This window comes from Vibrio litoralis DSM 17657, from assembly GCF_000426765.1.
Taxonomy (GTDB): Bacteria; Pseudomonadota; Gammaproteobacteria; order Enterobacterales; family Vibrionaceae; genus Vibrio; species Vibrio litoralis.
In genome coordinates, this window is sequence record NZ_AUFZ01000016.1 from 386300 (window position 1) to 412960 (window position 26661).

The following is a 26661-nucleotide window of genomic DNA, read 5'->3' on the forward strand; positions in this document are numbered from 1 at the left end:
TTTTGTTTTTAGATATTCAGAGTCTTTAACGTTAAAGCTCTCTGGCCAATTTTCTTAATTTGGGCTCCGTTTTAATATGCTCAACAACGACTTGAGTTAATGCGTTTGCACCATATTCTTGGAAGTGGGTTGTATCGGGCTTATCAATACTGCCGGTTCGGCCTTCATAATATGGATACTGTTCTGGATCAACGACCAGCCAAATATCACTCCAAGCACTGCCTGCTGTATCGCCTAATCGTATTGATTCCGCTTGCATGTCTATCAAAGGTACATTGTGTTTTTGGGCCGTATCGATGACAGTTTGTGTGTAACTACCAAAGAAAGCATAGCCATTGCCAGAGTTCTGTTTAGTAATATGTTGCAATGGATTAATTGGTGCGCCATATTCGCCATCAACTGTTTTGGCTCGTGCGGTACCGGTCAACAAGACAGGCTGCATTTTATGCTTTTTAGCAAATGCTAAGTAACGTTCTAGCGAGTGCTGGAAAGAGTAATGCGGCTTCATCTCTGGGTACTGAGGCTTGCCATCAGCAGAGTTTGGGTAGGTACATAAATTAGCGACATCAATAGGGCCTCGCTCACCATTGGCACCATTACACTTTTCATCATTATGGCTAAACTCGATGAAAAGGTAGTCGCCGGGTTTGACATAAGGTTCAATGCTACTCAGCCAGCGACCATTGATAAAATCACGTGAACTTCGGCCTGAGCGTGCGGCGTTGACTATGGCTAAATGACGGCTTGAATATTGTAGATCGAATGCTTGTCCCCAACCCATTCTAGGGTAAACATCTTGCTCATAATTTGACACGGTAGAATCACCAACAAGAAATACTCGAGTACTTGCAGCTTTAACTTGGTGTGCTACTTGCTTTAATTGATCCGTTTCAAATTGGTACTTCGGATTGCTTTCAACATTAAGAATTGGATGAAAGGCTAGATCAGTCAGGGTAGTGGAAGATGCCAAACCGGTGCTGGTGGTATAACCTCGATTATGCAGTACTTTATCAGTAAGGTTTTTCATGGTTTTACTGAATTTCGCAGGGTAGCTTTCAGGGCTCAAATTATCCAACTCATCAAGATTGCCACGTTGGAATTGATCGGAAAAAGCTTGCTGAAAGTGACTTCTTGCTTTTTCAAATTCGGCTAAAGGAAGCGCAGGAACATATCCCTTTGCTACCAATTGTTGTGGGCCATCAATACCCACAGCGTTAGCGAGACCCGATACCATAACATCAGTAAATGGGTTGATGTTTCCTACGGAGATTTCCCCTGGTTTTACATCGGTAATGATAGCGCTCATGCACAAGGAACGACGTTCATCACTTTTCAAACAAGAGACACCGCTGTGATCATTTACCGATGCCACAAGCGGTAACGTCATTTTGCTGATGTCTGCGATATAACGTCCCTTTTTATCCGTTAGAGAGATAACTTTTTGTCCAACACTGTCAATCACTTCAACGGTAGCTGGAAATTGCATGGCAGTATTCAGTACTTCACCTTGTAGTTTACTGTTTTCAGGTAATGAAATATCAGGTGTCCAACCATCTAAAATATTGCTATTCGAATATTGTTTCGTTTGCTGATCACTTAATTGAGGACGGTAAGCATTGTTGTCATTGAGCGCGCCTTGTCCTTTATTGTGATATTCCCAAAAGCGTGAATCTTCAGGATAGAACCAAATGGTATTTTGATTGATATCTTTACCACTCATCTTATCCCAACCATAGATATGGTTATCGATATGACAGTTAATAAAAGCCGTATGTCCAATGGCATTAGGATCGGCATAGCGACCATCTTCAAAGGTGGTTGTTGGGTGCCAAGGTCTTCCTAAAGCGAAAGAATTTTCAGGAATATCTGGGGATTCTTTATTCAGCTGACAATTTTTGAATACGAAGCCGTATGGTTGTTCAATATTGGTGGCTGGTGCCGTGATGTAACCATAAGTATTCCCTTCAGATACATCATTACGATCACGAGAAATGATCTGACTGTTTTCAATTAATGCGCCGCCATAACCAAAAATGAAATCGACGTGACCACTTATTTTTGATTGATCAAAGTAGTTCATTGGCGATTTGATATATAACGTATCTTGATAACCTTCTAAGCTGACATTTTTAAATTGTGCATGGTTGCCTGATTTTGAGATGAGCAGTGCAACGGCCTGAGTGGACTTTATTTTGGTTGGGTCATCATCGGATTTTTCTTGGTTGGCAGGGAAATTGAAACCATTGGCGATCGTCAAATTTCTCGCAGAAAAGTTGTCCGCATTAATGTTAACGGTACGGCTACCGGTTGTCCCCCATGTGGAACCATCATCTTTGACTGTACCGCTTGCAGTCGTTGCGGTGATGACGGTACCGGCTTGACTTTCACCAATAAGGTATAAGTTAGGTCGTTCGATTTCTAACTTTTCATTATAAGTGCCGTTTTTAATGTATATGGTATAGAGGCTGTCATTTTGTGGCGCATTTTTGAGAGACTCTTGAATGGTCTTGTAATCGCCAGATCCATCTTGAGCAACAACTGCGTTATATAATGAAGCATGGGTAGGAGCTGAAAGGGTGAGAGTGAAAAGAATGCCAAGTGGTGTAGAAATTAATTTATTCATGTTCATACCTAAATTAAAAGGCTTATTAACACGAAGCTAATAAGCCTTACAAAATGTTAAAACGAAAAATTAACGAGCTTATTAGTAGCTATAAACAATACCTACACGGTAGCGTGGACGCCAATCATCTTTATCGTCATCACCTGCCATGTTTTTATCCGCTGGTTGTACTCCGAATTCAAAGAACGGTGCCCAACCACCGCCAAATCCGGTATATGAGATTTTAGAGTTGATTTCTGAAATGCCTTGCTTCTCTCCATTCCAAACTTCTTCGCCTTCTTGCTTGATGGTATAGTCAGTACTTAAACCAAATTTCCAATCTTCAATACCGCTATAACCAGCCGCAAGGGTGATTCGGTTATAGTGGCTATTGGCTTTATCAAGAGAGCTCTTATAGTTTTCATAGTGGTAACGATAACGAATAGACGTTGAAATGGTGTCAGTTGCTTTATAGCCTAAGGTTAAGTTTCCTTGGTAGCCAACTTTGTCTGAATTGGCTTCAAGCTTAAATTGTGGGGTTAGGCTAAAGGTGTCATTAATTTTCCAACGGTAGCTAATATTAGCTTGGTTACCATTACCACTTTGATCGCCCCAAGCATCCGTATTATTAGTTTTATATTTTGCTTCGACTTCAAATCCAATGCCGCTTTTAAATCGGTGGCTGACTGCAATACGGTCGGCATGTGCCTGATCGTTTTTATCGCCATATTCCGGTTTCCATTCGTGACGGATATTAATTGAAGTTGCTGAAGCTGCCGTTGAAGTCACCGCGATAGCAAGCAAAGAGAGGGTTAATACCTTTTTCATATTATTCTAGTCCTTTATTTGTTTTTATTTCAGGTCAAATAATAAACACAAAATTCATAACCTAGATCGTTGGTTATTATTTTTTGTGATCTATAAAACAATGTTTTAAAAATATGGGTTGATTATTTTGAAATGGATCAATTATTTTGTTTTTGGCGGGAAGTATATGATATTAACAAAAGTGAAATGTGGGTTTATCAATTAGACTTTAGTCTTATTTTTGATGTTTATTGTGCTAGATCAATTTTGTCTTGTTTCATTTTTATCAAAACATAATCAGTGCCTTACGGTTTTTTTAACTAGATCACCAAATAAGTGAAACATCGTTCCGTAAATGATCGAAATGATCACAGTTATGTTTTTTATCTATGGAGCTTATATTTTTTCTCGTCTATTTTAATTTGGCTATTAAGGCGCATTGATAAGGATGAAATCTAACTTAGTAGCTTAACTATAATAAACTGAGGACAAGGAAATGTATGAAAACAGGAGATTAGGATTAGCCTATTTATCCCCTTATATAATAGGGTTGATATTATTTACGGCTTTTCCTTTTGTATCGTCATTTTTGATGAGTTTTACTGACTATGACTTGATGACCCAACCAAACTACGTGGGTCTTGAGAATTATCAGTACATGCTTTTTGAAGATGACACGTTTTGGAAGTCAATGAGCGTTACGTTTATGTACGTTTTCTTGACCATTCCAGTCAAGCTCGCGTTTGCGTTATTTATTGCCTTTATCTTGAATTTTAAACTTCGAGGTATTGGCTTTTTTAGGACCGCTTATTACATCCCATCTATTCTAGGTAGTAGTATCGCTATTGCAGTTTTATGGCGTGCCTTGTTTGCCATTGATGGTGTGTTAAATGGCATGTTAGGAGTGATTGGTTTAGATCCTATTAACTGGTTAGGTGAACCTTCTTTTGCTCTATTTTCAATTACCTTACTGCGTGCATGGCAGTTTGGCTCTGCCATGGTTATCTTCTTAGCCGCATTACAAAACGTTCCACAATCACAGTATGAAGCAGCGATGATTGACGGTGCAAGTAAGTGGCAAATGTTCATGAAAGTGACGGTACCACTGATTACTCCTGTTATTTTCTTTAACTTTATTATGCAAACAACCCAAGCCTTCCAAGAATTTACAGCACCTTATGTTGTGACTGGTGGCGGCCCAATGAAATCGACCTATTTAATCTCGCTTTATATTTATGAAACGGCATTCAAATTCTTTGATATGGGATATGGCAGTGCATTGGCATGGTCACTATTTGTTGTAGTAGCAATATTTACGGCAATAACTTTCCGTTCATCTAAATATTGGGTTTTCTACTCTGGCGATAAAGGTGGGAAATAATTATGAATACAATAGTAACGAATGAAAAGAATATGAGTGTATCAGAATTAGATGCTAACGCAGAAAATAACAGAACGATTCGTCGTGAAAAAATCAATGCGTTAATTCGGTATGTTGTATTAATTCTAGTTGGGTTAATGATGTTGTACCCACTTTTATGGATGTTTACCGCAGCGCTAAAACCTAATCACGAAATATTCACCTCAATGAGCCTTATTCCAAAAGAATGGAGCTTAGACGGTTTTATTAATGGTTGGAAAACAGGAACAGAATTTACTTTCGGTCATTATATTATTAATACCTTTTTATATGTTCTTCCAAAAGTATTTTTTACCGTTGTGTCTTCTACCATTGTGGCTTATGGGTTTGCACGTTTTGACATTCCATGGAAAAAGTTTTGGTTTGCTACTTTAATCGCAACCATTCTTTTACCTCAAACCGTTTTACTTATTCCACAATATTTAATGTTCCGTGAAATGGGGATGTTAGACAGTTATTTACCGCTGTACTTACCACTGGCGTTTGCAACACAAGGCTTCTTTGTTTTTATGTTGGTGCAATTCTTACGTGGTATTCCAACGGATATGGAAGAAGCCGCCATGATTGATGGTTGTAATTCATTCCAGGTTCTTTGGCATGTGGTGGTTCCGGTTATTCGTCCGGCAATTATTTCGGTCGCACTATTCCAGTTTATGTGGTCGGTGAATGACTTCTTAGGTCCACTGATTTATGTATCCAGTGTTGATAAGTATCCAATTGCACTTGCTCTAAAAATGTCGATTGATGTGACAGAAGGGGCTCGTTGGAATGAGATTTTAGCAATGGCTTCTATCGCAATCATTCCATCCATCGTGGTGTTCTTCATGTCTCAAAAATACTTTGTTGAAGGCGTCTCAAACAGCGGCATTAAAGGTTAAGTGGAGTAATAAATTATGGCTCAAGTTCAATTTAAAAAATTAGAAAAAGTGTATTCGAATGGCTTCAAAGCAGTTCATAGTATCAATCTAACCATTCAAGATGGTGAGTTTTTAGTGATAGTTGGCCCATCAGGCTGTGCTAAATCAACCACATTGAGAATGCTAGCCGGATTGGAAAATATCAGCGGTGGTGAGATCCAGATCGGTGAACGCGTGGTGAATAATTTGGCACCGAAAGATCGTGGTATTGCAATGGTATTCCAGAACTACGCTTTGTATCCACACATGACGGTAGAAGAGAACCTCGCATTTGGTTTGAAGCTGCAAAAGTTACCAAAAGAAGAAATTGCACAGCGAGTTAAAGAGGCTGCGGGTATTTTAGAAATTGAAGACTTGCTTGATCGCTTGCCTCGTCAGCTTTCTGGTGGCCAGGCACAGCGTGTTGCGGTCGGTCGTGCGATTGTCAAAAAGCCAGAAGTGTTCTTATTTGATGAGCCTCTATCAAATCTAGATGCCAAGCTTCGAGCATCAATGCGAGTGCGTATTTCTGATATTCATAAGCATTTAAAAGCGACTAATAACCCGGCAACGTCAGTTTATGTTACCCATGACCAAACAGAAGCGATGACCATGGGTGACAGAATTTGCGTGATGAAATTGGGTGAAATCATGCAAGTGGATACACCAGAGGAGCTTTATAACAACCCAATAAATATGTTTGTCGCTGGCTTTATTGGTGCACCAGAGATGAACTTGAATGAGGTGGTTTTAAAGGAAGAAGGTGATGATCTTTACGCAGAGCTAGAAGGGCAACGTTTATTAGTGCCTAAAAGTAAGGCTGGAAATATTCGCTTGAATGGCTATAGCAAAACGGTGTTTGGGGTTCGTCCCGATGACATCACTGTCGCGAGAGAGGATGAAGATGATTCTAATGTGATCTTAGGTGACATCATCCGAATGGAGAACATGGGGCATGAGATGTTTGTTTATTTCAAAGTTGGAACAAAAACACTAACCGCTCGTGTTCCTGTTGATGTGGTCAAAAACCGTGTGGGCTTTGGCACTGAAGAGAATGTACGTTTTAAAGTACAAATGGAAAAAACTCATATTTTCGATGCGGTATCAGAAAAGAACATTTCATTAGATAACTAAAACTATATAAGGGACTTATTATGAAAAAAAATCTAATAACGACAGTCACGACACTTGCGCTTGCAGTCGCTTCTGCTAATGCCTTTGCCGATGTTGAGTTACGTATGTCTTGGTGGGGGGGAAATGAACGTCACCAAGCAACCAATGCCGCGTTAGAGCGATTCCAAGAAAAATACCCTGATATTTCAGTAAAAGGTGAATACACCGGTTGGGATGGTCACCTTTCTCGCTTAACCACGCAAATTGCCGGTAATACAGAGCCAGATGTGATGCAAACGAACTGGAACTGGATGCCAATTTTCTCTAAAGATGGCAGTGGTTTCTATGACATGACATCGCTGTCAAAAGAGCTAGGTGTATCAAACTTCCCAGAAGCGTCGATAGAAATGAGTACCAATGCAGGCAAACTTAATGGTTTACCTGTGAGTATGACTTCGCGTGTTTTCTATTTTAATAAAGACTCTTGGGAAAAAGCGGGCCTGTCTTATCCTAAAAACTGGGATGAGTTGATGAATGCAGGGCCAGTGTTTAAAGAAAAACTCGGTGAGAAGTATTACCCACTGGTGATTGAAGCGCGTGATGTTTTTGCAATGAACCGCTCGTATATGATTCAAAAGTATAATAAAGACATCATTGGTACCGATGGCATGCTGCAATTTGATCAAAAAGAAATGACTGAGTTCTTCCAGTTGTATGCCGATCAAGTGAAAAACCATGTTTTCCCATCAAGTAAAGAATTCGCTTCATATGGTCGTTCAAACCTTTATGAAATGAGACCTTGGATTGAAGGCGAATTTGGTGGCGTGTACATGTGGGATTCTGCCATTGCTAAATATTCAGATAACCTAAAACCACCAATGCAACTTGAATTAGCCGACTACCCGATGGTTGATGGTGCAACAGATGCTGGCTTGTTATCTCGTCCATCAATGATGTTCTCTATTGGCCGCAACACCGAACACCCAGAAGAAGCGGCTAAATTAGTTAACTTCTTATTAAATGATCCAGATGGTGTGAAAGCGCTAGGGCTTAGTCGTAGTATTCCATTAAGTAAAAGTGGTTTGAATACATTGACTGAAACGGGTCAATTGGACAAAAACAGCCTGCAATATCGCGGATATCAACAAGCGCTTGATGTACCGAAGAAAATTGTGGCAACGCCATATACCGATAATGCTCAGTTAATGGAAATGTTTAGCGAGGAAATGCAACACATTGATTACGGTAAAGCGACACCTGAAGAAGCAGCAAAAAGCTTCTTAAGGAAAGGTAACCGTTTACTGAAAAAACTGACACGTTAATCGATTTTCATTGTAGTAGTTATCCACTTTCCCTACCTCTACATGAGGTAGGGCTTTTTAGTTGATATACAAGTATTACTACCTGTGAGTGATATGGCGCAAGGGGATGGCAAGGAGGCTTGGGTTCATCTTATGGATAGTTATCAACCAATCGTTGTTTCGCAAGAGCCACACAATGGTGACTTTACTTCAATTCAGCAAGCGATAGATTCATTGCCGGACAATGCTCAACACTATCAAATTATTATTCATCCTGGAGTCTATCGGGAACGAATTGTATTAGCGCGTGATAATGTTCATTTAACGGGCTGCGAACAATCTGAAACCATTATTACCGCCAGCTGCTATAACCAACAAATTCAACCGGATGGCAGTATTCCTGGCACTTATGGTTCAAGAACGGTAGGGGTTGAAGCTAAGCATTGTTCACTCAGTCATTTAACCATAAAGAATGAGTTTAATTTTTTAGAAAACCAAGCAATCCCAGAACGTTTGAGAATACAACATACTCAATCCGTCGCTTTATTAATTGGTAACAATGCCGATTGTGTTGAATGTAAGCACCTTCATCTTGAAAGCTATCATGACACCTTATTTATTAATGGCGGTAAAAGTTACTTTCATCAATGCCAAATTTTAGGTTCGATTGATTTCATTTTTGGCGCAGGACAAGCGGTATTTACACAATGTGATGTGGTGGCAAGAAACCGACCAGATATAAAACATGCGCAGCCTTATGGCTATATCACCGCACCTAGTACTAATGCCAACCAATTGCTCGGTTTTGTGTTTTTACAATGTCGATTATTAAAGGAAGCTGGGGTACCTGAATCGAGTTATGCACTAGGTCGTCCATGGCACCCTACGACTGAATTCTCTGATGGTCATTATGCTGATCCCAGTGCTATTGGTCATTGTGCCTTTGTTGACTGCTTAATGTCTGATCATGTTTATGGCTGGGATAAAATGTCGGGAAAAGATAAAAATGGCGATCAAACGTGGTTCTATCCACATGATTCACGCTTTGAAGAGTTCAATAATTTCATCATCAATCAACAGCAACAAATCGTACGTAAAAGGGCGATGACTTATTCATTGCCTACTAAGCAATATCAACAACGGCTGCAACAAGTACAAAATAGCCTATCTTCTTGGCTTCATTTCTCATTTCAATTTTAGGAGTTGTCTATGTCACGACAATCTAACCTTTCTTTATTGACGGATTATTACCAGCGTATTTTCGACCAATTCTTAAATCATGATTTGTATTTGCTGGCCGATGGTGCTGATAGTCTCACCGATAAACCCGTCTATTGGACTTATCCTGATGGTACGAAATCTGTGATGAGTAATTTTGCTAGCCAACAGAATGTATTACGCGCTTTGGTTGGTTTATCTGTCGTCACGGAGAATGCTGATTGGAAAAACACCGCGACGAAAATGGCCAAGCAGTTTCTCGATAATTATACCGATTCAGAAAGTGGGCTATTTCATTGGGGAGGGCATCGTTTTATTAACCAACAAACCGGTGAAATTGAAGGGCCAGCCAGTAAAGAACGTGTTCATGAATTGAAGCATCATTTCCCTTTTTATGAATTTCTTTATCAGGTTGATGCAAAGAAGACGACCCAATTTTTACACGGCTTTTGGGCGGCTCATGTTTTGGATTGGCAGAAGTTAGATTTAAGTCGCCATGGTCAATATGGCGTCAAACCCATAGATAATGTTTTCAGCTATCATCAACCTAAACCTGTGGTTGACCCTAGCCTCTGGCCACAGCTACCTGAAACGGTTGGCTTAACCTTTGTTAATGCTTCTACTGACTTGATTTACGCTGCAACATTTTATTCTCACTATCAAACGGATGTACATGCCGAAATGTGGGCCAAACATCTCTATAAGCAATTTGTGCTGGCTCGTAATCCAGAAACCGGTATGCCGGTCTATCAATTTTCATCACCGCTACAAAGAGAGCCGATTCCTGATGATGATAGTTTGACCTATTCGTGGTTCGGAGACCGAGCCAAGCGTCAATTTGGATCTGAATTCGGTGAGATAGCAAAAGAAGCTAATGTGCTATTTCGTGATAGTTGGCCGGTAGTGGTAGATAACCCACTAGCGATTTTAGGATGTGCTAAGCAAACTGGCGATGAAGAAATGCTCGATTGGGCGACCAGTGGTATTAAGGCTTACTTTAAATTTGCTTGGGATATGATGGGAAATACCATCGTGCCTATGTGGAATAATGGCCACGATATGACGGGTTATGTTTTCCCTCGAGATGGTTATTACGGCAAAAAGGGGACGGAATTAAAACGCCAGCCGGTAGACCCCGCGTATTTATTGCCTCTAATAAGGGCCAGTGTTGTTAGCGATGATGTTGAGATCAGAGAACTCACCGCAACGATGTTCGCACGCTTTGAACTGGGTTTAATTGCTCCTGATACAATGTGGTTAACAGAGGTGAATATAGATACCGCCATCGCCTCTCCATATTTATTATTTGCGTTGCTCGATCTCTATGAATTTACTGGGCAAGAAAAATTATTATTACTAGCAGATTCAATTGGTAAGAATATAATAGAGCAGAAATTTCATCGTGGGTATTTTGTACCATCAGAGCAACATCGTTTTGCTCGTTTTGATGATCCAGCTTCTTTCGCACTTATTGCATTAGAAGCGGTGCATCAAGGTCAATATGCCGACATGCCTACACACATTTCAAACGGTGGTTACTTGCATGGCGAAGTGAGCCAAGGTGACCGAATTGAAACTGTATATGATCGCGATATCATTTATGGGGTAACCATAGAATAGTGAAATGAACCTGACCTTTTCGTTGTTTAAACATTGGCCATTAACGCTACGTAAGCGCCACAAGGTCTTATTGATTCGTGATGTATTCCCTCTAGCGTGGCCGATTTTTATTGAGCTATTATGCGTGGTCTTGATGGGGATCATTAGCACGATTCTCGTCAGTCGCTTAGGTCAATCTCAAACCGCCGCGATAGGGATAAGCGACAGTTTCACTTACATCATTTATTCGGTTCTCGCGGCTATTGAGTTGGGCGGAACAGTGATTGTTGCTCAATCATACGGGCGAAGAAATAGTGAGCAAGCGCTCGATCAAGCTCGGCAAACCATTACTCTAAATGCGCTGATTAGTGTGCTTTTTTGTATTGTGGTATTACTCGGTGGAAAGTCGTTACTTGAGATCGTGGCTTATGGCGCAGAGCCTGAGGTTATTCACCTTGCTGAGATTTACCTTACCGCAATGGCGTTGAGTTATCCTGCGCTTGCGATCACTCTTGCAGGCAGCGGGGTATTAAGAGCAGTTGGTAATAGTCGCTTACCGATGCGAGTCAATATCTTAACCAATTTACTGAATATCGCGTTTAGCTATCCATTGATCTACGGTGTCGGTGATTGGCAAGGTTTGGGTTTGCTTGGAGCCGGTTTAGGTGTGTCTTTAGCTCGTTGGGTCGGGGCTTTTATTATTCTGGCGTATTTAGCCAAAAACTCTCGTTTTGTGATCCCGTTTAAGCTGTATTTTTCTAAGTTTAGCCGCAAAGTACTTGCCGATATTTTAGGGATTGGTATTCCTGCTAGTGTTGAGTCATTGATGTTTAACATAGGTAAAATGATCACTATTTTAATGGTAGCGGGAATGGGAACCGTAGCGATGGCGGGTAATGTTATCGCGTTCTCTATCATATTGATGATCAATATTCCCGGCAATACATTAGGTATGGCAGCCACGGTTATTGTGGGTAAACGCCTAGGACAAAATAGACCAAGAATGGCACAGCAAGAGCTGGTACTGATTCTAATCACTTCAACCATTTTATTGGTTTGTTCCACCTTACTACTTTTACCATTTATTCATTACATTGCCTTGCTCTATACCACCGAAGAATCGGTGATTGATGTAGTAGTGAATCTGTTTTATATGAACGCCATTATGATGCCAGTTTGGGCGGCTTCCTTTGTTCTTCCTGCTGCATTTAAAGGTGCTAAAGATGTGAAGTTCACGATGTGGACGGCCATTCTCAGCATGTGGGGTTTCAGAATTTGCTGCGGATATGTATTGGGTGTGGTACTCGGTTTCGGTGTGTATGGGGTATGGGTAGGGATGTTCAGCGATTGGATAGTGCGCGGAACGCTATTCACTCTGCGATTATTGAATCAGAAATGGCTAGCCCGATATTTTAGAGATGTTTCTCGTTAAAATGTAAGCGGTTTACTTGGAATAAAATAGCAAAAGGAGCCAATTATTGGCTCCTTTTTGAATTTTTAATGCTTTGGCAAATAAACTTTTAAATTAGAACTTAACCCAAGTTAGTGCTGTTAGAGCAATAAAGCCTAGAGCAGAACCGTAGATTAAGAATAGGCTCAATGCTGTAGAAGCGGCATCTTTTAATTTTGAGTTGTTAAAAGTGCTTTGATTTGCAGTAATAGTGTTCATTGTAACCTCAGTTTTATGTGATACTGGTCACAATTAAACCAGTAAATATGACTGAGATCAAGTTTTTTGAAACACTTTTTTATATTAATGCCAATTCAATATAATGGCAGCAATATAACTCCACTCTATATAGTTACAATGTCACTCCGCTTTTCCAGATGGCGATTTCTCTGATTTGATTGATTTCATTTTTACTCTTTTCACCATTGACGATAGCAACAGTGGTTTTGATGAATTCTTTTAGTAATTGATCCATCGAAATATCCTCAGAGACTAGTTTACCAGCATTAAAATCTATCCAGTGTTTTTTCTTATCAGCGAGCTCTGAGTTGGTCGCGATCTTCATTGTTGGAACAAACCCACCATAAGGTGTCCCTCTACCGGTTGAAAATAACACCATGTGACAGCCTGAAGCGGCAAGTGCGCTGGTGGCGATGGCATCATTTCCGGGAGCGTTCAATAAGTTTAAACCGGGAATAGTGATTTTTTGCGTGTAATCGAGTACATCAACGACCGGACTCGTGCCTGACTTTTGAGTACAACCTAGAGACTTATCTTCTAAAGTAGTAATGCCGCCAGCTTTATTGCCGGGAGAGGGATTTTCGTAAATCGGTAAATCGTGTTTGGTGTAATAATCTTTAAAGTTATTAATCATGTTAACGATTTTATCAAACACATCATGCGTGGTTGCTCGTTGCATTAACAAGGTTTCAGCGCCGAACATTTCGGGCACTTCGGTGAGTACTGTCGTTCCGCCTTGGGCGATGACATAATCTGAAAACTTACCGAGCAGTGGGTTGGCGGTGATTCCTGATAATCCATCACTCCCGCCGCACTCAAGGCCAAAATGAATTTCGGATAACGTACCCGGTTCTCGTTTATCGTGTCGTATTGTTTCATAGAGATCTTCTAATAAGCTTTTTCCTGCGAGAATTTCATCATCGACAGATTGTGAGATCAGGCATTTAATTCTATTTGGATCGTAATCTCCCAAACCTTGCATAAAGGTAGGGACTTGGTTGTTTTCACAGCCCAAACCTAAAATAAGTACACCGCCGGCATTAGGATGTTTGGCGATACTTTGTAATAAATTACGAGTCGTAATGTGATCATCACCCAATTGAGAGCAACCAAATTGGTGTGGGAATACGTAGACACCATCAATCTCTAGTTGAGGGTTGCTGGCTAAAAATTGGTTCACCATAGTCTGTGCGATGCCATTAACACAGCCAACCGTTGGGATCACCCACAGTTCATTGCGAATTCCGACCTCGCCATTGTGGCGGCGATAAATACTCACCTCAGTTTGCTCAAGGTTCGCAATCTCGTCAGGTTTAAAGGTTTTAGGCTGGTATTGGTAGGTTAACTTATCGGATAAGTTAGTTTTACTGTTATGGCTATGAATCCAGCTTCCTTTCGGAATATCTGCCGTCGCATGACCAAAAGATTCCCCGTATTTCCATAGCAAATCACCTGCCGTCATATCGTCTAACGCAATTTTATGACCTTTAGTAATGTCTTCTTGAAGAGTAATAAAAAGGTTGTTGGTGATCTTAATCTTCGACCCTTTATTTAGATCAACGAGCGCTATCACAACATTGTCTTTGGGGTGAATACGAATCCATTTTTTCATCTGGCTCTCCAATAGATGCCGGAGAATACTTGGTGGCATCATGGCAATAGGGGAAGGCTATCCGAAAAACGAATAGCCTTAGTTGAAGGCAATTACTTCTTAATGCCTAAGTTGAAATATTGATTAGCGTTGTTGAAGCAAATATCTTCCACCATTTTTGATAGTAGTGGCATATCCTGAGGAACTTCACCATCTTCAACCCATTGGCCAATTAAGCGGCACAATAAACGGCGGAAATATTCATGACGGGTGTAAGAAAGAAAACTGCGGCTATCCGTCAACATACCGACAAAACGACTGAGTAGGCCAAGTTGTGACAGTTGTTCCATTTGACGCAGCATGCCGTCTTTTTGATCGTTAAACCACCATCCCGAACCAAACTGAATTTTTCCAGCGATACCACCACCTTGGAAGTTGCCACACATGGTCGCGATGACTTCGTTATCACGTGGATTCAAACAATACAAAATGGTTTTCGGTAATGCGTCTTCAATATCGAGTGCATTGAGTAATTTAGATAGCGGGGCAGCAACTAGGCCATCATTAATCGAATCAAAACCGACATCCGCACCAATAAGGTTGAACATGCGCTGGTTGTTATTTCGTAATGCGCCAATATGGTATTGCTGAACCCAACCACGTTGTGCGTATTGTTTGCCTAAGAAAATCAGAATGGCCGTTTTCAGTTGTGCGGCTTCTTTATCACTTAATAATTCACCTGATAAGCGTTTGGATAAAATTGCGTCTAAGTCTTGCTCGCTGGCGTTTTCAAAGACGACAGTATCAAGGGCGTGATCTGAAATGCAGCAGCCATGAGCTTCAAAATAGTCCAAACGGATAGTGAGTGCATCGCATAGGTGATAGAAGCGTTGAATTTCAATGTTGGTGAGCTTTCCAAGTTTGCTTAAGTATTCTGAGTAGTCTTCTGCGTTAGCATTAAAAGCTTTATCTGGTCGCCAGCTAGGACGCATTTGAACGTCAAAATCTTTATCATCCATTACGATTTTATGAGGAACCAAATCATCAACCGGGTCGTCAGTGGTACCGACCATGCGAACATCCATTTTTTTCATAATGTTGCGCGCGGAAAATTCAGGTGAAGCTAGCATCTCATTGCACTGATTCCACACACTTTCAGCGGTAGATTCATTTAAAATGGTATCGGTAATTCCAAAGGGACGGCGCAATTCTAAATGAGTCCAGTGGAAGAGCGGGTTACCAATGGTTTGAGGAACTGTCTTGGCCCAGGCAAAGAACTTTTCTTTATCTGAAGCATTACCTGTACAAAAACGCTCTTCAATGCCGTTAGTACGCATGCCCCGCCATTTGTAGTGATCACCTTTTAGCCAGATATCGGTTAAGTTTTTGAAGCGATAATCTTCAGAAACTTGTGTTGGGGGAAGGTGGCAGTGGTAGTCGATAATCGGTTGGTGAGCTGCCACATTATGATAAAGCTCTTTTGCGATATTAGTTGTAAGTAAGAAATCTTCCGTTAAAAATTTTGACATGATCTTCCACCTAAATAAAATAGATATTTCTGGTATAATATGAGATTGAATTGGTATAACAAGTTTACAGATCACAAAATTAAACAATTGAAGTTTATCTATATTCGATATTGATCAGCATAATATGGTTTCCTTTGTGATAGTTTTCTTGGGTTTAATTTAATAGTTAGGTGAATGATGTCTTTTGAAAACAAGCGTTTGTATCAAGTTATTGGCGAAAGATTAAAAGAAAAAATACTATCTGGCCAATATCCGGTAGGGACGAAAATGCCACCGGAAAGAATTATTGCTGAAGAGCTTGGCATTAGTCGAACGGTTGTACGTGAAGCGATGATCATGCTCGAACTGGAAGGGTTGGTGGAAGTGAGAAAAGGATCGGGGATTCATGTGGTCTCGACGATTTCGCAGCAATCTTCTGGGCTAAGTGAAAGCGAGGAAGAATTCGCTCGTTATCTTGTTGAAGAAATGAAGAAAGCCGGCCCGTTTGAACTTTTACAAGCAAGACAAGTGGTTGAATGTACCATTGCTTCTTTTGCCGCTAGCCAAGTTACAAAGCAAGATATTGATTTATTAGATAAAATACAAAAAGAGAGTTACCTAAATGCCGACGATACTGATTCAGCATGGGATGAGGAATTTCATATTCAACTCGGTAAGATCACTAAAAACTCGGTACTTTCTCTCATCATTGAGCTAATTTGGTTTACCCGTAAACAGAACCCATTATGGAATCAATTGCACGAGCATATCGATTCATCAAATATTAATACCTGGGCAGATGAGCACGGTGCGATTGTAAAAGCCTTACAGGTTAAAAACTCGAAGCAAGCAAAAGCAGAGATGTGGCAGCATTTAGAAAGCACCAAGAAGTTTTTATATGATGCCTCTTCAGCCGAAGATACCCCTTATGATAAGTATCTATTCGAAACTAGACCGTTAGATATATAAAAATAATTAAATATTAATAGGTTAGTCGTTTTTTGCTAACCTATTTCTACATTCCTTGCAATAAATTCTTATCCTCAATGGCGCTCCTCTAGAACATTTTTCCTCATATTGCACAAATTTAGTTCACAAAATTGCGATAAAATTGGTATAACATCTTAAAAGTTTAGGTCTGCTAGCATTTTTGAATCGAAATTATAAAACCACGGTTCAAAAATTAGTATGTCGTGATTATAGTCACATTAAGATACTCAATAAGGTGTTTTATTTACAAAAGAAACGATTGCTTATTAAAAAATATAATAATTATTGCTGTGGAAGAGTGTGCTAATGAATTTAGAAGTATTTAATAAATTATTAAACCGAATATTAGAATATACCCTCATATTTTTTATGGCAATGATGGTGTTTTCGGTTGTATGGCAGGTATTTACACGTTTTATTTTAAATGACCCTTCGGTCTTTACCGATGAACTCTCCCGTTATTTGCTAATTTGGATTGGTATTTTAGGTGGGGCCTATACGTTTTCAATTAAACGCCACTTAGCCTTAGAGTTGTTGGTCACTCGACTCAAGTCTAGAAATCAACATGTTCTTAATATTGTTATTAGTTGTTTTGTCTTGTTGTTTTCTTCTGTTGCCTTGGTGTACGGCGGCTGGAACTTCATGATGACGACACTACATCATAATCAAGTTTCTCCTGGGTTATTTATCGGTGAGCATCAACTTTTAATTGGTTATGTCTACACGGTTGCACCGTTGTCGGGTGTCATTATCTGCTACTACGCATGTATTGATATTCTCAAATCAATATATCAAATAGTTCACTGAGGGAAATATCATGACACTGGTTGATTTAATATTTACCCAAGACTACATCAATTCAATGCCTGATATGGTTTATGATTTATTGCCAATTGTGGTTCTATTTGGCTCGCTAGCGATATTTTTATTAATAGGAATTCCCATTGCTTTTGCAATTGGTGGCGCTGCTTTACTGACTATATTTATAGACTTCCCAATTGATAAAGCGTCGATCTTAGTTTCACAACAATTAACAAACGGGTTAAATAGCTTTGGTTTATTAGCCTTGCCATTTTTTATTGTGGCTGGGAATTTAATGAATCGCGGCGGTTTGGCGAATCGGCTGATTAATTTCGCTATGTTGCTCGGCGGTAAGCTTCCTGGCTCACTGTCTCATGTGAATGTTATTGCCAATATGATGTTTGGCTCTTTATCGGGCTCTGCTGCCGCGGCTGCCGCGGCTGTTGGTGGGATAATGAAACCACTGCAGGAGAAGCATAAGTACCCGAAAGATTTCTCGACCGCAGTGAATGTTGCCTCTTGTCCAACGGGGTTGTTAATTCCGCCTTCTAATATCCTGATCTTATATGCTTTAGTCAGTAGTACTTCAGTGCAGTACCTCTTTATTGCTGGTTATATTCCGGGTCTTTTAATGGGCTTGGGAATTATGATTGGTATTCTGTTATTGGGCAAAAAATATAAAATCCCACAAGAGAAAATCGTTCAAAAAGAAAAAACAATGAAAGTGATTTGGGATGCTATTCCAAGCTTATTTTTAGTGTTAATTATTATGGGCGGTATTTTAGGTGGGGCGTTTACTGCAACCGAAGCCTCAGCTATTGCGGTGGTCTATAGCTTAATTCTAGGTTTTGCTTATCGTGAGTTAAAGTTTAAAGATCTAGCGCCTATCTTACTTGATAGTGTGATTACGACTTCTATCGTATTACTCATGATTGCAACGTCTTCGGCAATGTCATGGTCTATGGCAAATGCTGATATTCCGGGGGCGATTGCAGACTTCGTTCTTAATTATTCAACCAACCCGCTGGTTATTATGCTGCTAATGAATTTGATTTTGTTAGTGGTGGGGACATTCATGGATATGTCTCCAGCGGTTCTGATTTTTACACCGATATTTTTACCTATTGCCGTTGAGCTTGGGGTCGACCCGATTCAATTTGGCATCATCATGGTGTTTAACCTTTGTATCGGTATTTGTACTCCACCAGTTGGTACGGCTTTATTTGTAGGCTGTAGTGTCTCTGGTAATAAGCTCGGCGATGTAGTGCCTAAGTTAATACCTTTATTCTTAATTATGGTTTTAACTTTGGGGCTGATCATTATGGTGCCATCACTAACGATGTGGCTACCTCATTTGGCGGGATATGTATCTTAATAAGTTCAATAACGTAGAAACAAATAAGGGAATAATAATATGAAACTGAATAAGTTAATGCTTGCGGGAATTTTAGCTGGAGCAACATTTACCTCTAGTGTTTATGCTCAAACATTGAAATTAGCTCATGCACTACCCACTGAACACCCTGTGCATCAATCGTTAAGTTGGTTTGCTGACCACGTTAAAGATGAAACGAAAATCAGAGTAAAAGTGTACGCCAATGGAACGTTGGGTAATGAAACCAGCTTATTGCAAATGGTACAAAACGGTACCGTTGCCTTTACTAAAGTGAGTGCTGCTCCACTAGAGTCATTTTCGAAAGATTATAAAATCTTATCTCTTCCTTATTTATACAGCAGTGAGCAGCAGTATCGTGATGTACTTAATGGGCCTATTGGTGACAAAATTTTAGCCTCTTCTCGTGAAGATGGTTTTGTTGGCTTGGCATTCTTGGATGCGGGGGCGCGTAGTTTCTATACCGATAAAGCAATCAAAACACCTGCTGATTTGAAAGGCATGAAGATTCGTGTTCAAAACTCACCATTGGCGATTGATATCATCAAATCTCTAGGGGCTACACCTGTTCCACTACCATACGGCGAATTGTATTCAGCACTACAGCAAGGGGTAGTCGATGGGGCAGAAAACAACATTCCATCTTATTACTCTTCTCGTCATTTTGAAGTGAAGAAAACCTTCTCTTACGACAAACACACAATGGTGCCTGACGTGCTCGTTGTCTCAACCAGCGTTTGGGATGAACTGACACCTGAGCAGCAAGAAACTATCCGTAAAGTGGCAAAAGAAACGGCGAAGCAGCAAGAAGTTAACTGGAAGAAGTATGTTGACCATGCAACGGCAGATCTGAAAACCAAAGGTATCACATTCGTAGATAGTGATACGGCATCGTTCCAAGAAGCGGTAAAACCAGTTTACGAGAAGTTTAAGAAAGAGAACCCAGACCTTGTCGATATGCTTAGTGATATTCAAAACACTAAGTAATCAATGGCTCTAACTATAGCAGTAGTAGATAAGGTTCAGGTCGACGCACTAGGTTAGCCTGAGCCTTATTATTTACCTTCCAGCCAAAGAGAACCCAATCAAGTGACTTATTGTTTTTTAAGTTGGTTTAGATCGGTAGAAGAATGTTTTAACAGTCAATTTAAAAAACAATATGAAATGGCGAACGTATTATGAAGTTGAATCGAGTTAACCTAGAGCATGTCACAGCAAGCTCACTCCCTAATCAAAATAATCTCAACGCAAAAGTTGGTATTGTACATTTAGGTTTTGGTGCATTTCATCGCGCACATCAGGCGTTAATTACCGATGTCGCGCTGAAAGAATTTGGTGGCGACTGGAAAATTGTCGGCGTCAATAATTGGCGAGCAGCCGGTAAACCTGAATCGGAAACAGGGGTTGAGCAAGAGTTTTCAAGTCAAGATAATCTATACACAGTTGCAGTCGGTCAAGACGAACAGGTTAACCTTGAAGTGATTGGTGCAGTTGAAGAGGTGCTTTTTAGTAATCAAGTTGAGAAAATTCTTGGTTATATGACCAGCGAAGCAGTGAAAATTGTTTCTCTGACGATTACAGAAAAAGGCTATTGCCATTTGCCATCAACTGGCCATTTAGATATCTATCATCCGTTAATTCAACATGATTTGCAGCATATTGAACAGCCACACAGTGCAATTGGTTTTTTGGTTTCAGCCATTAAAACTCGTAAAGAGAAAGGTATAGCGCCATTCACGCCATTAACTTGTGACAACTTGCCTGAAAATGGTCATGTATTAAAACGTGTGGTGTTAGATTTTGCACAGCAACTTGATCCTGAGCTAGCGGTATGGATTAAAGAGAATATTGATTTTCCTTGCAGCATGGTCGACCGAATTGTGCCTCAAACCACTCAAGCTGATATCAATAAAATATCCCAGCAGCTAGAGGCTGAAGATGATTGCTGCGTGAGCACAGAACCGTTTTTACAGTGGGTGATTGAAGATAAGTTTAATAATGAGCGACCGGCTTGGGAAAAAACATCTATCGCTAATATTATGCTGACCGATGATGTTGTTCCGTTCGAAAATATGAAGCTAAGGTTACTCAACGGTACTCATTCTTCAATTGCGTATTTGGGTTATTTAGCGGGCTATCAAACCGTCTCGGAAACCATGTCAGATCCAAGTTTTAGTGCTTTTATCCGTTATTTAATGGATAAAGAGATTAGCCCTTCAGTCGATGTAAAAGGGATTGATCTTGAAGCCTATAAAGACCAGTTGATTGCAAGGTATCAAAACACCGCGCTACAGCATCGAACTTGGCAGATTGCGATGGATGGTTCTCAAAAGCTACCGCAACGTTTTCTACAGACTATTGATTTTGGCTTAAGCCATGACATCAATGTCTCAGGCTTGATCTTAGCGGTGGCTGCGTGGATGAAATATGTTAGTGGCGTAGACGAACAGGGATCCACGATTGATGTAAGAGATCCGTTGAAAGCAACGTTCAGTGATATATGGTTAACACATGGTGATTCTACTTCGGATGTAGTTAGCGCATTTTTATCATTAGATTCGGTATTTTCAGCTGAGTTAGCGAGTAATTCTACATTTAAAGCTCAGTTAATTGATGCTTTAAATCAACTGATTGAGCACGGATCCAAGCAAAGTGTTCAACAATTTATTCAAACTGTGTAAGCGCAGGCAAGGGTAAGTATTATGAAAATGACATTTCGTTGGTATGGTGAAGGAAATGATAAAATCACCTTAGACCAAATTAAACAAATTCCGGGTGTTGAAGGCGTGGTTTGGTCATTGCACGACATGCCGGCAGGCGCACTTTGGTCACCAGAGCGCGTGGCGGAAGTCGAAAAACAAGCGCAAGAATATGGCTTTCATATTGACGTAGTAGAAAGCGTTAATGTACATGAAGATATTAAACTGGGTCTTGATACTCGAGATCAATACATTGAAAACTACAAGCAAACGCTACGAGTGCTGGCTAAATTTGGTGTCAAAGTCGTTTGTTATAACTTTATGCCGGTATTTGATTGGACTCGCACTAATCTATATAAAAAAATGCCAGATGGTTCGAATGCTTTGTTTTTTGAAAAAAGTAAGATTAATGAAATTGATCCTATTGAGCTAATTGAGACGATTTCTAAAAACACTGATGTGACCATGCCCGGCTGGGAACCTGAGCGTTTAGCTAACCTAAAGAACACCTTTAAACAATACGAGGGTTTTACTGCGGAAGATCTATGGAAAAACCTTCAATACTTCTTAGAACAAATTATTCCTGTTGCTGAAGAATGTAATATCAAAATGGCGATTCATCCTGACGATCCCGCTTTCCCTATTTTTGGGTTACCACGCATCATCATTAATAAGGAAAATATCGGGCGCTTCTTAAAACTGGTCGATAGACCTCATAATGGTTTAACAGTATGTACCGGCTCATTAGGCTCGATTGATAATGATATTCCTGCAATTATTGAAAGCTACCATGACCGTATACACTTTATGCATATTCGTAACGTAAAGCGTTTTGAAAATGGGGATTTCATCGAAAGTTCACACCGCGCGTGCGATGGTTCGGTTGATATTGTCGAAGTAGTAAAAACGCTGCATAAATATGATTACCAAGGTTATGTTCGACCTGATCATGGACGTCATATTTGGGGCGAAGAGAAGTGGGCGAGACCAGGGTACGGTCTATATGATCGTGCACTTGGCATTATGTACATAAACGGTTTGTGGGATACGTTAAACCATAAGTCGTAAATGATCTTCGATTGAAGTGAGCGATGAAGAGGCGAAGTACTGAGGTTTACAGTACTTCGCCTTTATTGTTTGTTGGGACTATTTCTTTTCATCTAACAGAGGAGATTCTACTGCTTCGCTAGACTCCAACTTTTTCTTATTGCGATATAAACGCATGATAGTAAATAAGTTTACCGTTAATAGTGTTGCTTCTAATAGCGAGCCTCCGATCGAGCCGACAATAATATTATTGGCCAGCCAGCATACCGCACCGATGATAAAGGCAATTCGCATTTGAATTCCCTTTAAGAGAAATACCGCAATGGTGCCTAAGACAGAGCCCGCAATGGGCAGTAAATCAAGTGGCCCTTCAGCTATCCATAAACCAAGCGCAATACTAACGATCACAAAAAAGGCGGCCACAACTTTGTTTGAGGTTTTAATGGCTGTTGCTGTTCGTAAGAAAGATAAAAGTGTACTGATTGCTGAAATATTTGACCCGAGAAGGTAGAAGTGTAAAACGTTATTCAGCTGGAATATCACCATTAAAATTTTAAGCTTACGGTCATCCTTTTGATAAAACGTAGAAATCCCTAAAGCGAAGCTGAGAAAGCCAAGCCATTGAGCAAAAGAAAGATTAATTAAAAATTCCATGTAATAGCCTTAAACGAAGAAAGCAAAAATGGCATTAGGAGTTGGAGTCTAAAGCCGAATGATAGTATGTGTGATGTGAAAAAGTTATTATACCAATTAGATTAACATGGTAACGCGTGATTTGAAATAAAATGAAATACTATTTCATTAAATGGTGATTCACCCCAAAGAATGCAGGTAAACCAATAGTATATTGGTGAGGTTGTTCGCTAAGGGATATTGACGGGTATATTTTAGCTCATAGTCTTTATTTTAAAGTGTAATAAATCCCTAGTAATGGAAGATATTTACAGCGAATTTCGTTAAGATAACAATAATCATGACCAATGTATTTTAGTTAACTATAATTTGGCTTAAACGACTGGTTTGTTAACAATTTCATCGCGTGTGAAAGGGAATATAATATGAGAAAAATTTATTTAGCGTTAGCCATTGCTGGGGGGCTTGCCGGTTGTGCTTCGAATTCGGATAAAGCGCCAGTGAATACTACGCCGGTACCGGCTATGGGCAAAGTGGCTGACGGTGCTTTTACTCGGTTTGCTTTAAATGGTAATAGCAGTGGTGCTTGGTTAGTTCATGCTACACCAGACCTTGGGTTAGGCGCTGTTGAAGCAACGAATATTACTGCTTCTGGTGACCCTGGCTCTCTACGTTTGTTTTACCCTTCAATCAATGAAAGCTCAACGCTACAAGAAGGACTTGGTGTAAGCCAAATTATTCCAAATATTGAACCAGATACCGACTACCTTTTGACGGTTTACTACCGTGATGAGAAAGGCGATGAGTCGCCAAATTTACTTGAATTGGGTGTTAAAGATATGGGGGTCGGTTCTCTTACGGGTAACAGCGTAAGAACGAAGACATTCACCAATGATGATATCGATTTCGATGGTGATGATACGCATGGTTTCCGTAAAGTGGAATTAGCCTTTAATTCAGGTAGTAATACAACTTTGGAAGTCTATGCTTTGACTCATCTAAGCAGTACTGAAAATATCGACGTTAATGGCGACGTGGCCTCTCAAACAGAAGTGTTTATTGATGATGTTGTGCTAGAGGTTGATGATTAATAGCACTGAATTCTGAGTATTGGGTATAATCTAGACTTAACAATCCCCTGATATTTCTATCAGGGGATTTTATTTTATCCATTAGCTATAAAGACTCTTTTGAAACTTCGTATATTGAAACTACTTGCATATAGAATAAAAACAAAACCAGTAAACGAAAAGATTGGGTTAAATGAGTTTTAATCTTTTCGTTGATCATAGATAGTCCAACTTTCTACTACACTGTTATCCATCCCGACTACAGAAGCGGTAACACGACGGCTTAATGTCATGGTTTCGTCTCTCGAGGTAGCGTTCACTGGGTCACTATCACCGTAACCAACCGTTTCAATTCGTTTTGGGTTAATACCTGCCGCAACTAGCGCTTTATAAACATTAGCTGAACGTTGAATAGAAAGGTACTTGTTGTGTTCTGCTGGTCCTACTGGGCTAGCATAACCGTTTAACACAATATGAGTTTGTGGATATTTGTCCAAGAAGTGGCTCATATTCTCAATGTGTTTATCATAAGCCGCTGGAATCACTGTGGAATCATTGGCAAATAAAATGTGCAGTTTATTTTCTTCTTCTGAATGGATAACCGTAGGGCAACCATCATTATCAATCACGGCATTGTGGCGGGTATTGGCGCATAAGTCACGTGCGTTAATGACACCATCATTATCAGAATCGCTTAAATCTTTCGAATGGTAGGCGATAGGTGGTGGTTCAGATTCTAGGTTCGAACATGCACCCAGCAATAAAGCTAATAAAGAAAGAGTTAATGCTTTCATAGTATTTCCTTATTTAGACGAACGAGCCCATTCATCAGGAATGGCAACGCGTAATTCATTCAACAGAAGACCAGTAGAGTTCAATAAGCGATAATCAGCAACAATGCCAGAATAATGCGCAGCTAAATAAGCCTTACGAGATTCAAATAATTCATTTTCGGTGTTCAGTAGATCCAATAAGGTACGTTTACCAATTTTGTACTGTTTCTCATAAGCAATGATAGTTTTGGCCGCAGAGTCAACGTGTCGTTGAAGGAATTTTTCTTGCGACACCGCAAGCTCTTTGGCACTCCAAGATAAACGAGTACTTTCTTCTAATAGACGGTAGGCATTGTCACGGATATTTTTTGCTTTGCTTATTTGGCTGGCAGCTGAACGGCTTTTGGCAGCATCACTACCACCGCTGTATAGGTTGTAGTTCATTTTAAGCATAACTTTTAATTCGTCAGTATCGCCGTCTGATGCATCAAGTTCATCACCATACTTTTGCGAACCTTCAACAGTAAACGTTGGTAGCATAGTACCTTTGGTTTGTTCGTATTGATACTGAGCAGCTTGTACATCATGGTAAGCCAAATACATGGTTGGGTTGTTGGCTTTTGCTTTCTCAAGCGCATCATTTAATGACTTTGCCACATAAGTATCATCGATTTTAGGCTTTCTTAGATCTTGAGGGTAAGAGCCAACCACCTTTACAAATGCAGTAATTTTATCGTTTAGGTTACTTTGAGCTGAGAGTAGGTTGGTATTGGCTTGTGCGACGCGGCCCTCAACCTGAATGAGATCGGCCGTTGAGCTTAAACCTGAATCCGTACGTTTTTTGATATCTCGATAAATACGCATGTGCACATCATGGCTAGCTTGAGATAGAGTCACCACTTCTTGAGCTTGAATGACATCAATATAAGCTTCGACAGTCGATAATGCCATATCTTGGGCATCAGCTAACAGTTGGTAGCGCTCTGATTCCGCTTCCGCTTTGGTTCTTTGGATATCATTATAAGTGCTTGAGCCATCCCAGATTAGCTGGCGAATACTAATTTGTGCGTATCTAGGATTATATTCGCCTTGCGAACCTGCACTGTTGTCATAATCCTCATAACCCACACCCGCTTCAAGATCAACCGAAGGTAAGTATTTACCTGTAGATGAGCGGCTGGTTTCTTTTTGGCTGATAAATTCATTATAAGTTGATTGAATATTAGGGTTAGTTGCTAATGCAGTAGCAATTGCTTGCTCAAGAGATTGCGCATAGGTTGGTAGTGCGATTAATTGGCAACCAAGGAAAACGGCTAGCTTATGTATATTTGGGTTTTTTATCATCATCATCCTCTTAATGCTAAACAATTAAGCGCTAAGGAAAGGGTTACGTAAAGCCGAAAACGGACAAAATTTAGATTTACACGATCTTACAAGGTGTTTACAACTAATTATATATTTCTTAACTAATGGGCGGTGTTAAATATACAATTTAAACGCATGATTTTGC

Annotated in this window: 22 protein-coding genes; 14 read left to right on the forward strand and 8 right to left on the reverse strand. The window is 40.1% G+C overall.

Translation table 11 applies throughout. The annotated features are described in order from the left end of the window. Positions 1 to 31: 31 nt before the first annotated feature. Together K358_RS18095 and K358_RS0104970 are read right to left on the reverse strand one after the other, a co-directional pair. Positions 32 to 2623: a pectinesterase family protein gene (locus K358_RS18095; RefSeq protein WP_038149709.1), complete on the reverse strand. Its 2592-nt coding sequence runs from the start codon at positions 2621 to 2623 to the stop codon at positions 32 to 34. 81 nt (positions 2624 to 2704) lie between these two features. Beyond that, the gene (locus K358_RS0104970; RefSeq protein WP_027695781.1) at positions 2705 to 3430 is read right to left on the reverse strand and encodes an oligogalacturonate-specific porin KdgM family protein; all 726 of its coding nucleotides are present in this window, start codon (positions 3428 to 3430) and stop codon (positions 2705 to 2707) included. Positions 3431 to 4100: 670 nt separating this feature from the next. Between K358_RS0104970 and K358_RS0104975 the strand changes: the two genes are divergently transcribed. The 7 genes from K358_RS0104975 to K358_RS0105005 all read left to right on the forward strand — a co-directional run bounded on the left by K358_RS0104975 (position 4101) and on the right by K358_RS0105005 (position 12388). Then, positions 4101 to 4790, forward strand: a complete 690-nt coding sequence (locus tag K358_RS0104975) for a carbohydrate ABC transporter permease (RefSeq protein ID WP_226980893.1) — start codon at positions 4101 to 4103, stop codon at positions 4788 to 4790. A gap of 2 nt (positions 4791 to 4792) precedes the next feature. Continuing rightward, complete coding sequence (locus tag K358_RS0104980; protein WP_027695783.1) at positions 4793 to 5707, forward strand: carbohydrate ABC transporter permease; 915 nt, start codon at positions 4793 to 4795, stop codon at positions 5705 to 5707. Positions 5708 to 5722: 15 nt separating this feature from the next. After that, complete coding sequence (locus K358_RS0104985) at positions 5723 to 6859, forward strand: ABC transporter ATP-binding protein (protein ID WP_027695784.1); 1137 nt, start codon at positions 5723 to 5725, stop codon at positions 6857 to 6859. Positions 6860 to 6879: 20 nt separating this feature from the next. Next, on the forward strand, positions 6880 to 8160 hold the full coding sequence (locus tag K358_RS0104990; protein WP_027695785.1) for an ABC transporter substrate-binding protein: 1281 nt from the start codon (positions 6880 to 6882) through the stop codon (positions 8158 to 8160). Positions 8161 to 8292: 132 nt separating this feature from the next. Continuing rightward, on the forward strand, positions 8293 to 9339 hold the full coding sequence (locus tag K358_RS18100) for a pectinesterase family protein (protein WP_051241193.1): 1047 nt from the start codon (positions 8293 to 8295) through the stop codon (positions 9337 to 9339). Positions 9340 to 9348: 9 nt separating this feature from the next. Further along, a complete protein-coding gene (locus tag K358_RS0105000) occupies positions 9349 to 10977 on the forward strand; it encodes a pectate lyase (RefSeq protein WP_244875225.1) in 1629 nt (542 codons plus the stop codon). A 4-nt stretch (positions 10978 to 10981) separates the two neighbouring features. Next, positions 10982 to 12388, forward strand: coding sequence for an EmmdR/YeeO family multidrug/toxin efflux MATE transporter (locus K358_RS0105005; RefSeq protein ID WP_051241194.1), 1407 nt, complete (start codon positions 10982 to 10984; stop codon positions 12386 to 12388). A gap of 93 nt (positions 12389 to 12481) precedes the next feature. Here K358_RS0105005 and K358_RS19200 read toward each other — a convergent pair whose 3' ends face one another. The 3 genes from K358_RS19200 to uxaC form a co-directional block, all read right to left on the reverse strand. Next, the gene (locus K358_RS19200) at positions 12482 to 12625 is read right to left on the reverse strand and encodes a hypothetical protein (protein ID WP_156888684.1); all 144 of its coding nucleotides are present in this window, start codon (positions 12623 to 12625) and stop codon (positions 12482 to 12484) included. A 133-nt stretch (positions 12626 to 12758) separates the two neighbouring features. Beyond that, positions 12759 to 14258, reverse strand: a complete 1500-nt coding sequence (locus K358_RS0105015; protein ID WP_027695788.1) for a UxaA family hydrolase — start codon at positions 14256 to 14258, stop codon at positions 12759 to 12761. Between the two features lie 92 nt (positions 14259 to 14350). Beyond that, positions 14351 to 15766, reverse strand: coding sequence for a glucuronate isomerase (gene uxaC, locus K358_RS0105020; protein ID WP_027695789.1), 1416 nt, complete (start codon positions 15764 to 15766; stop codon positions 14351 to 14353). 177 nt (positions 15767 to 15943) lie between these two features. Between uxaC and K358_RS0105025 the strand changes: the two genes are divergently transcribed. The 6 genes from K358_RS0105025 to uxuA all read left to right on the forward strand — a co-directional run bounded on the left by K358_RS0105025 (position 15944) and on the right by uxuA (position 22696). Next, entirely contained in the window at positions 15944 to 16714 is a 771-nt protein-coding gene (locus tag K358_RS0105025; protein ID WP_083962755.1) for a GntR family transcriptional regulator, read from the forward strand. Positions 16715 to 17041: 327 nt separating this feature from the next. Beyond that, the gene (locus tag K358_RS0105030) at positions 17042 to 17542 is read left to right on the forward strand and encodes a TRAP transporter small permease (protein WP_027695791.1); all 501 of its coding nucleotides are present in this window, start codon (positions 17042 to 17044) and stop codon (positions 17540 to 17542) included. 64 nt (positions 17543 to 17606) lie between these two features. Further along, positions 17607 to 18911 (forward strand): TRAP transporter large permease, encoded by a 1305-nt coding sequence (locus K358_RS0105035; protein ID WP_027695792.1) that lies wholly within the window; start codon positions 17607 to 17609, stop codon positions 18909 to 18911. 39 nt (positions 18912 to 18950) lie between these two features. Then, a complete protein-coding gene (locus K358_RS0105040) occupies positions 18951 to 19916 on the forward strand; it encodes a TRAP transporter substrate-binding protein (protein ID WP_027695793.1) in 966 nt (321 codons plus the stop codon). Positions 19917 to 20107: 191 nt separating this feature from the next. Then, a complete protein-coding gene (locus K358_RS0105045; protein WP_038149713.1) occupies positions 20108 to 21610 on the forward strand; it encodes a mannitol dehydrogenase family protein in 1503 nt (500 codons plus the stop codon). Positions 21611 to 21631: 21 nt separating this feature from the next. Beyond that, positions 21632 to 22696: a mannonate dehydratase gene (uxuA, locus tag K358_RS0105050; RefSeq protein WP_027695795.1), complete on the forward strand. Its 1065-nt coding sequence runs from the start codon at positions 21632 to 21634 to the stop codon at positions 22694 to 22696. A 78-nt stretch (positions 22697 to 22774) separates the two neighbouring features. Here uxuA and K358_RS0105055 read toward each other — a convergent pair whose 3' ends face one another. Further along, a complete protein-coding gene (locus K358_RS0105055) occupies positions 22775 to 23329 on the reverse strand; it encodes a YgjV family protein (RefSeq protein ID WP_027695796.1) in 555 nt (184 codons plus the stop codon). Positions 23330 to 23733: 404 nt separating this feature from the next. On the opposite strand from K358_RS0105055, the gene K358_RS0105060 reads away from it, so the two are divergent. Continuing rightward, on the forward strand, positions 23734 to 24399 hold the full coding sequence (locus tag K358_RS0105060; RefSeq protein ID WP_027695797.1) for a hypothetical protein: 666 nt from the start codon (positions 23734 to 23736) through the stop codon (positions 24397 to 24399). A 179-nt stretch (positions 24400 to 24578) separates the two neighbouring features. On the opposite strand, the gene K358_RS0105065 is transcribed toward K358_RS0105060, so the two are convergent. Both K358_RS0105065 and K358_RS0105070 read right to left on the reverse strand, forming a co-directional pair. Further along, entirely contained in the window at positions 24579 to 25172 is a 594-nt protein-coding gene (locus K358_RS0105065) for an OmpA family protein (protein WP_027695798.1), read from the reverse strand. A gap of 9 nt (positions 25173 to 25181) precedes the next feature. Further along, positions 25182 to 26495 (reverse strand): TolC family outer membrane protein, encoded by a 1314-nt coding sequence (locus K358_RS0105070; RefSeq protein ID WP_027695799.1) that lies wholly within the window; start codon positions 26493 to 26495, stop codon positions 25182 to 25184. Positions 26496 to 26661: the final 166 nt, after the last annotated feature.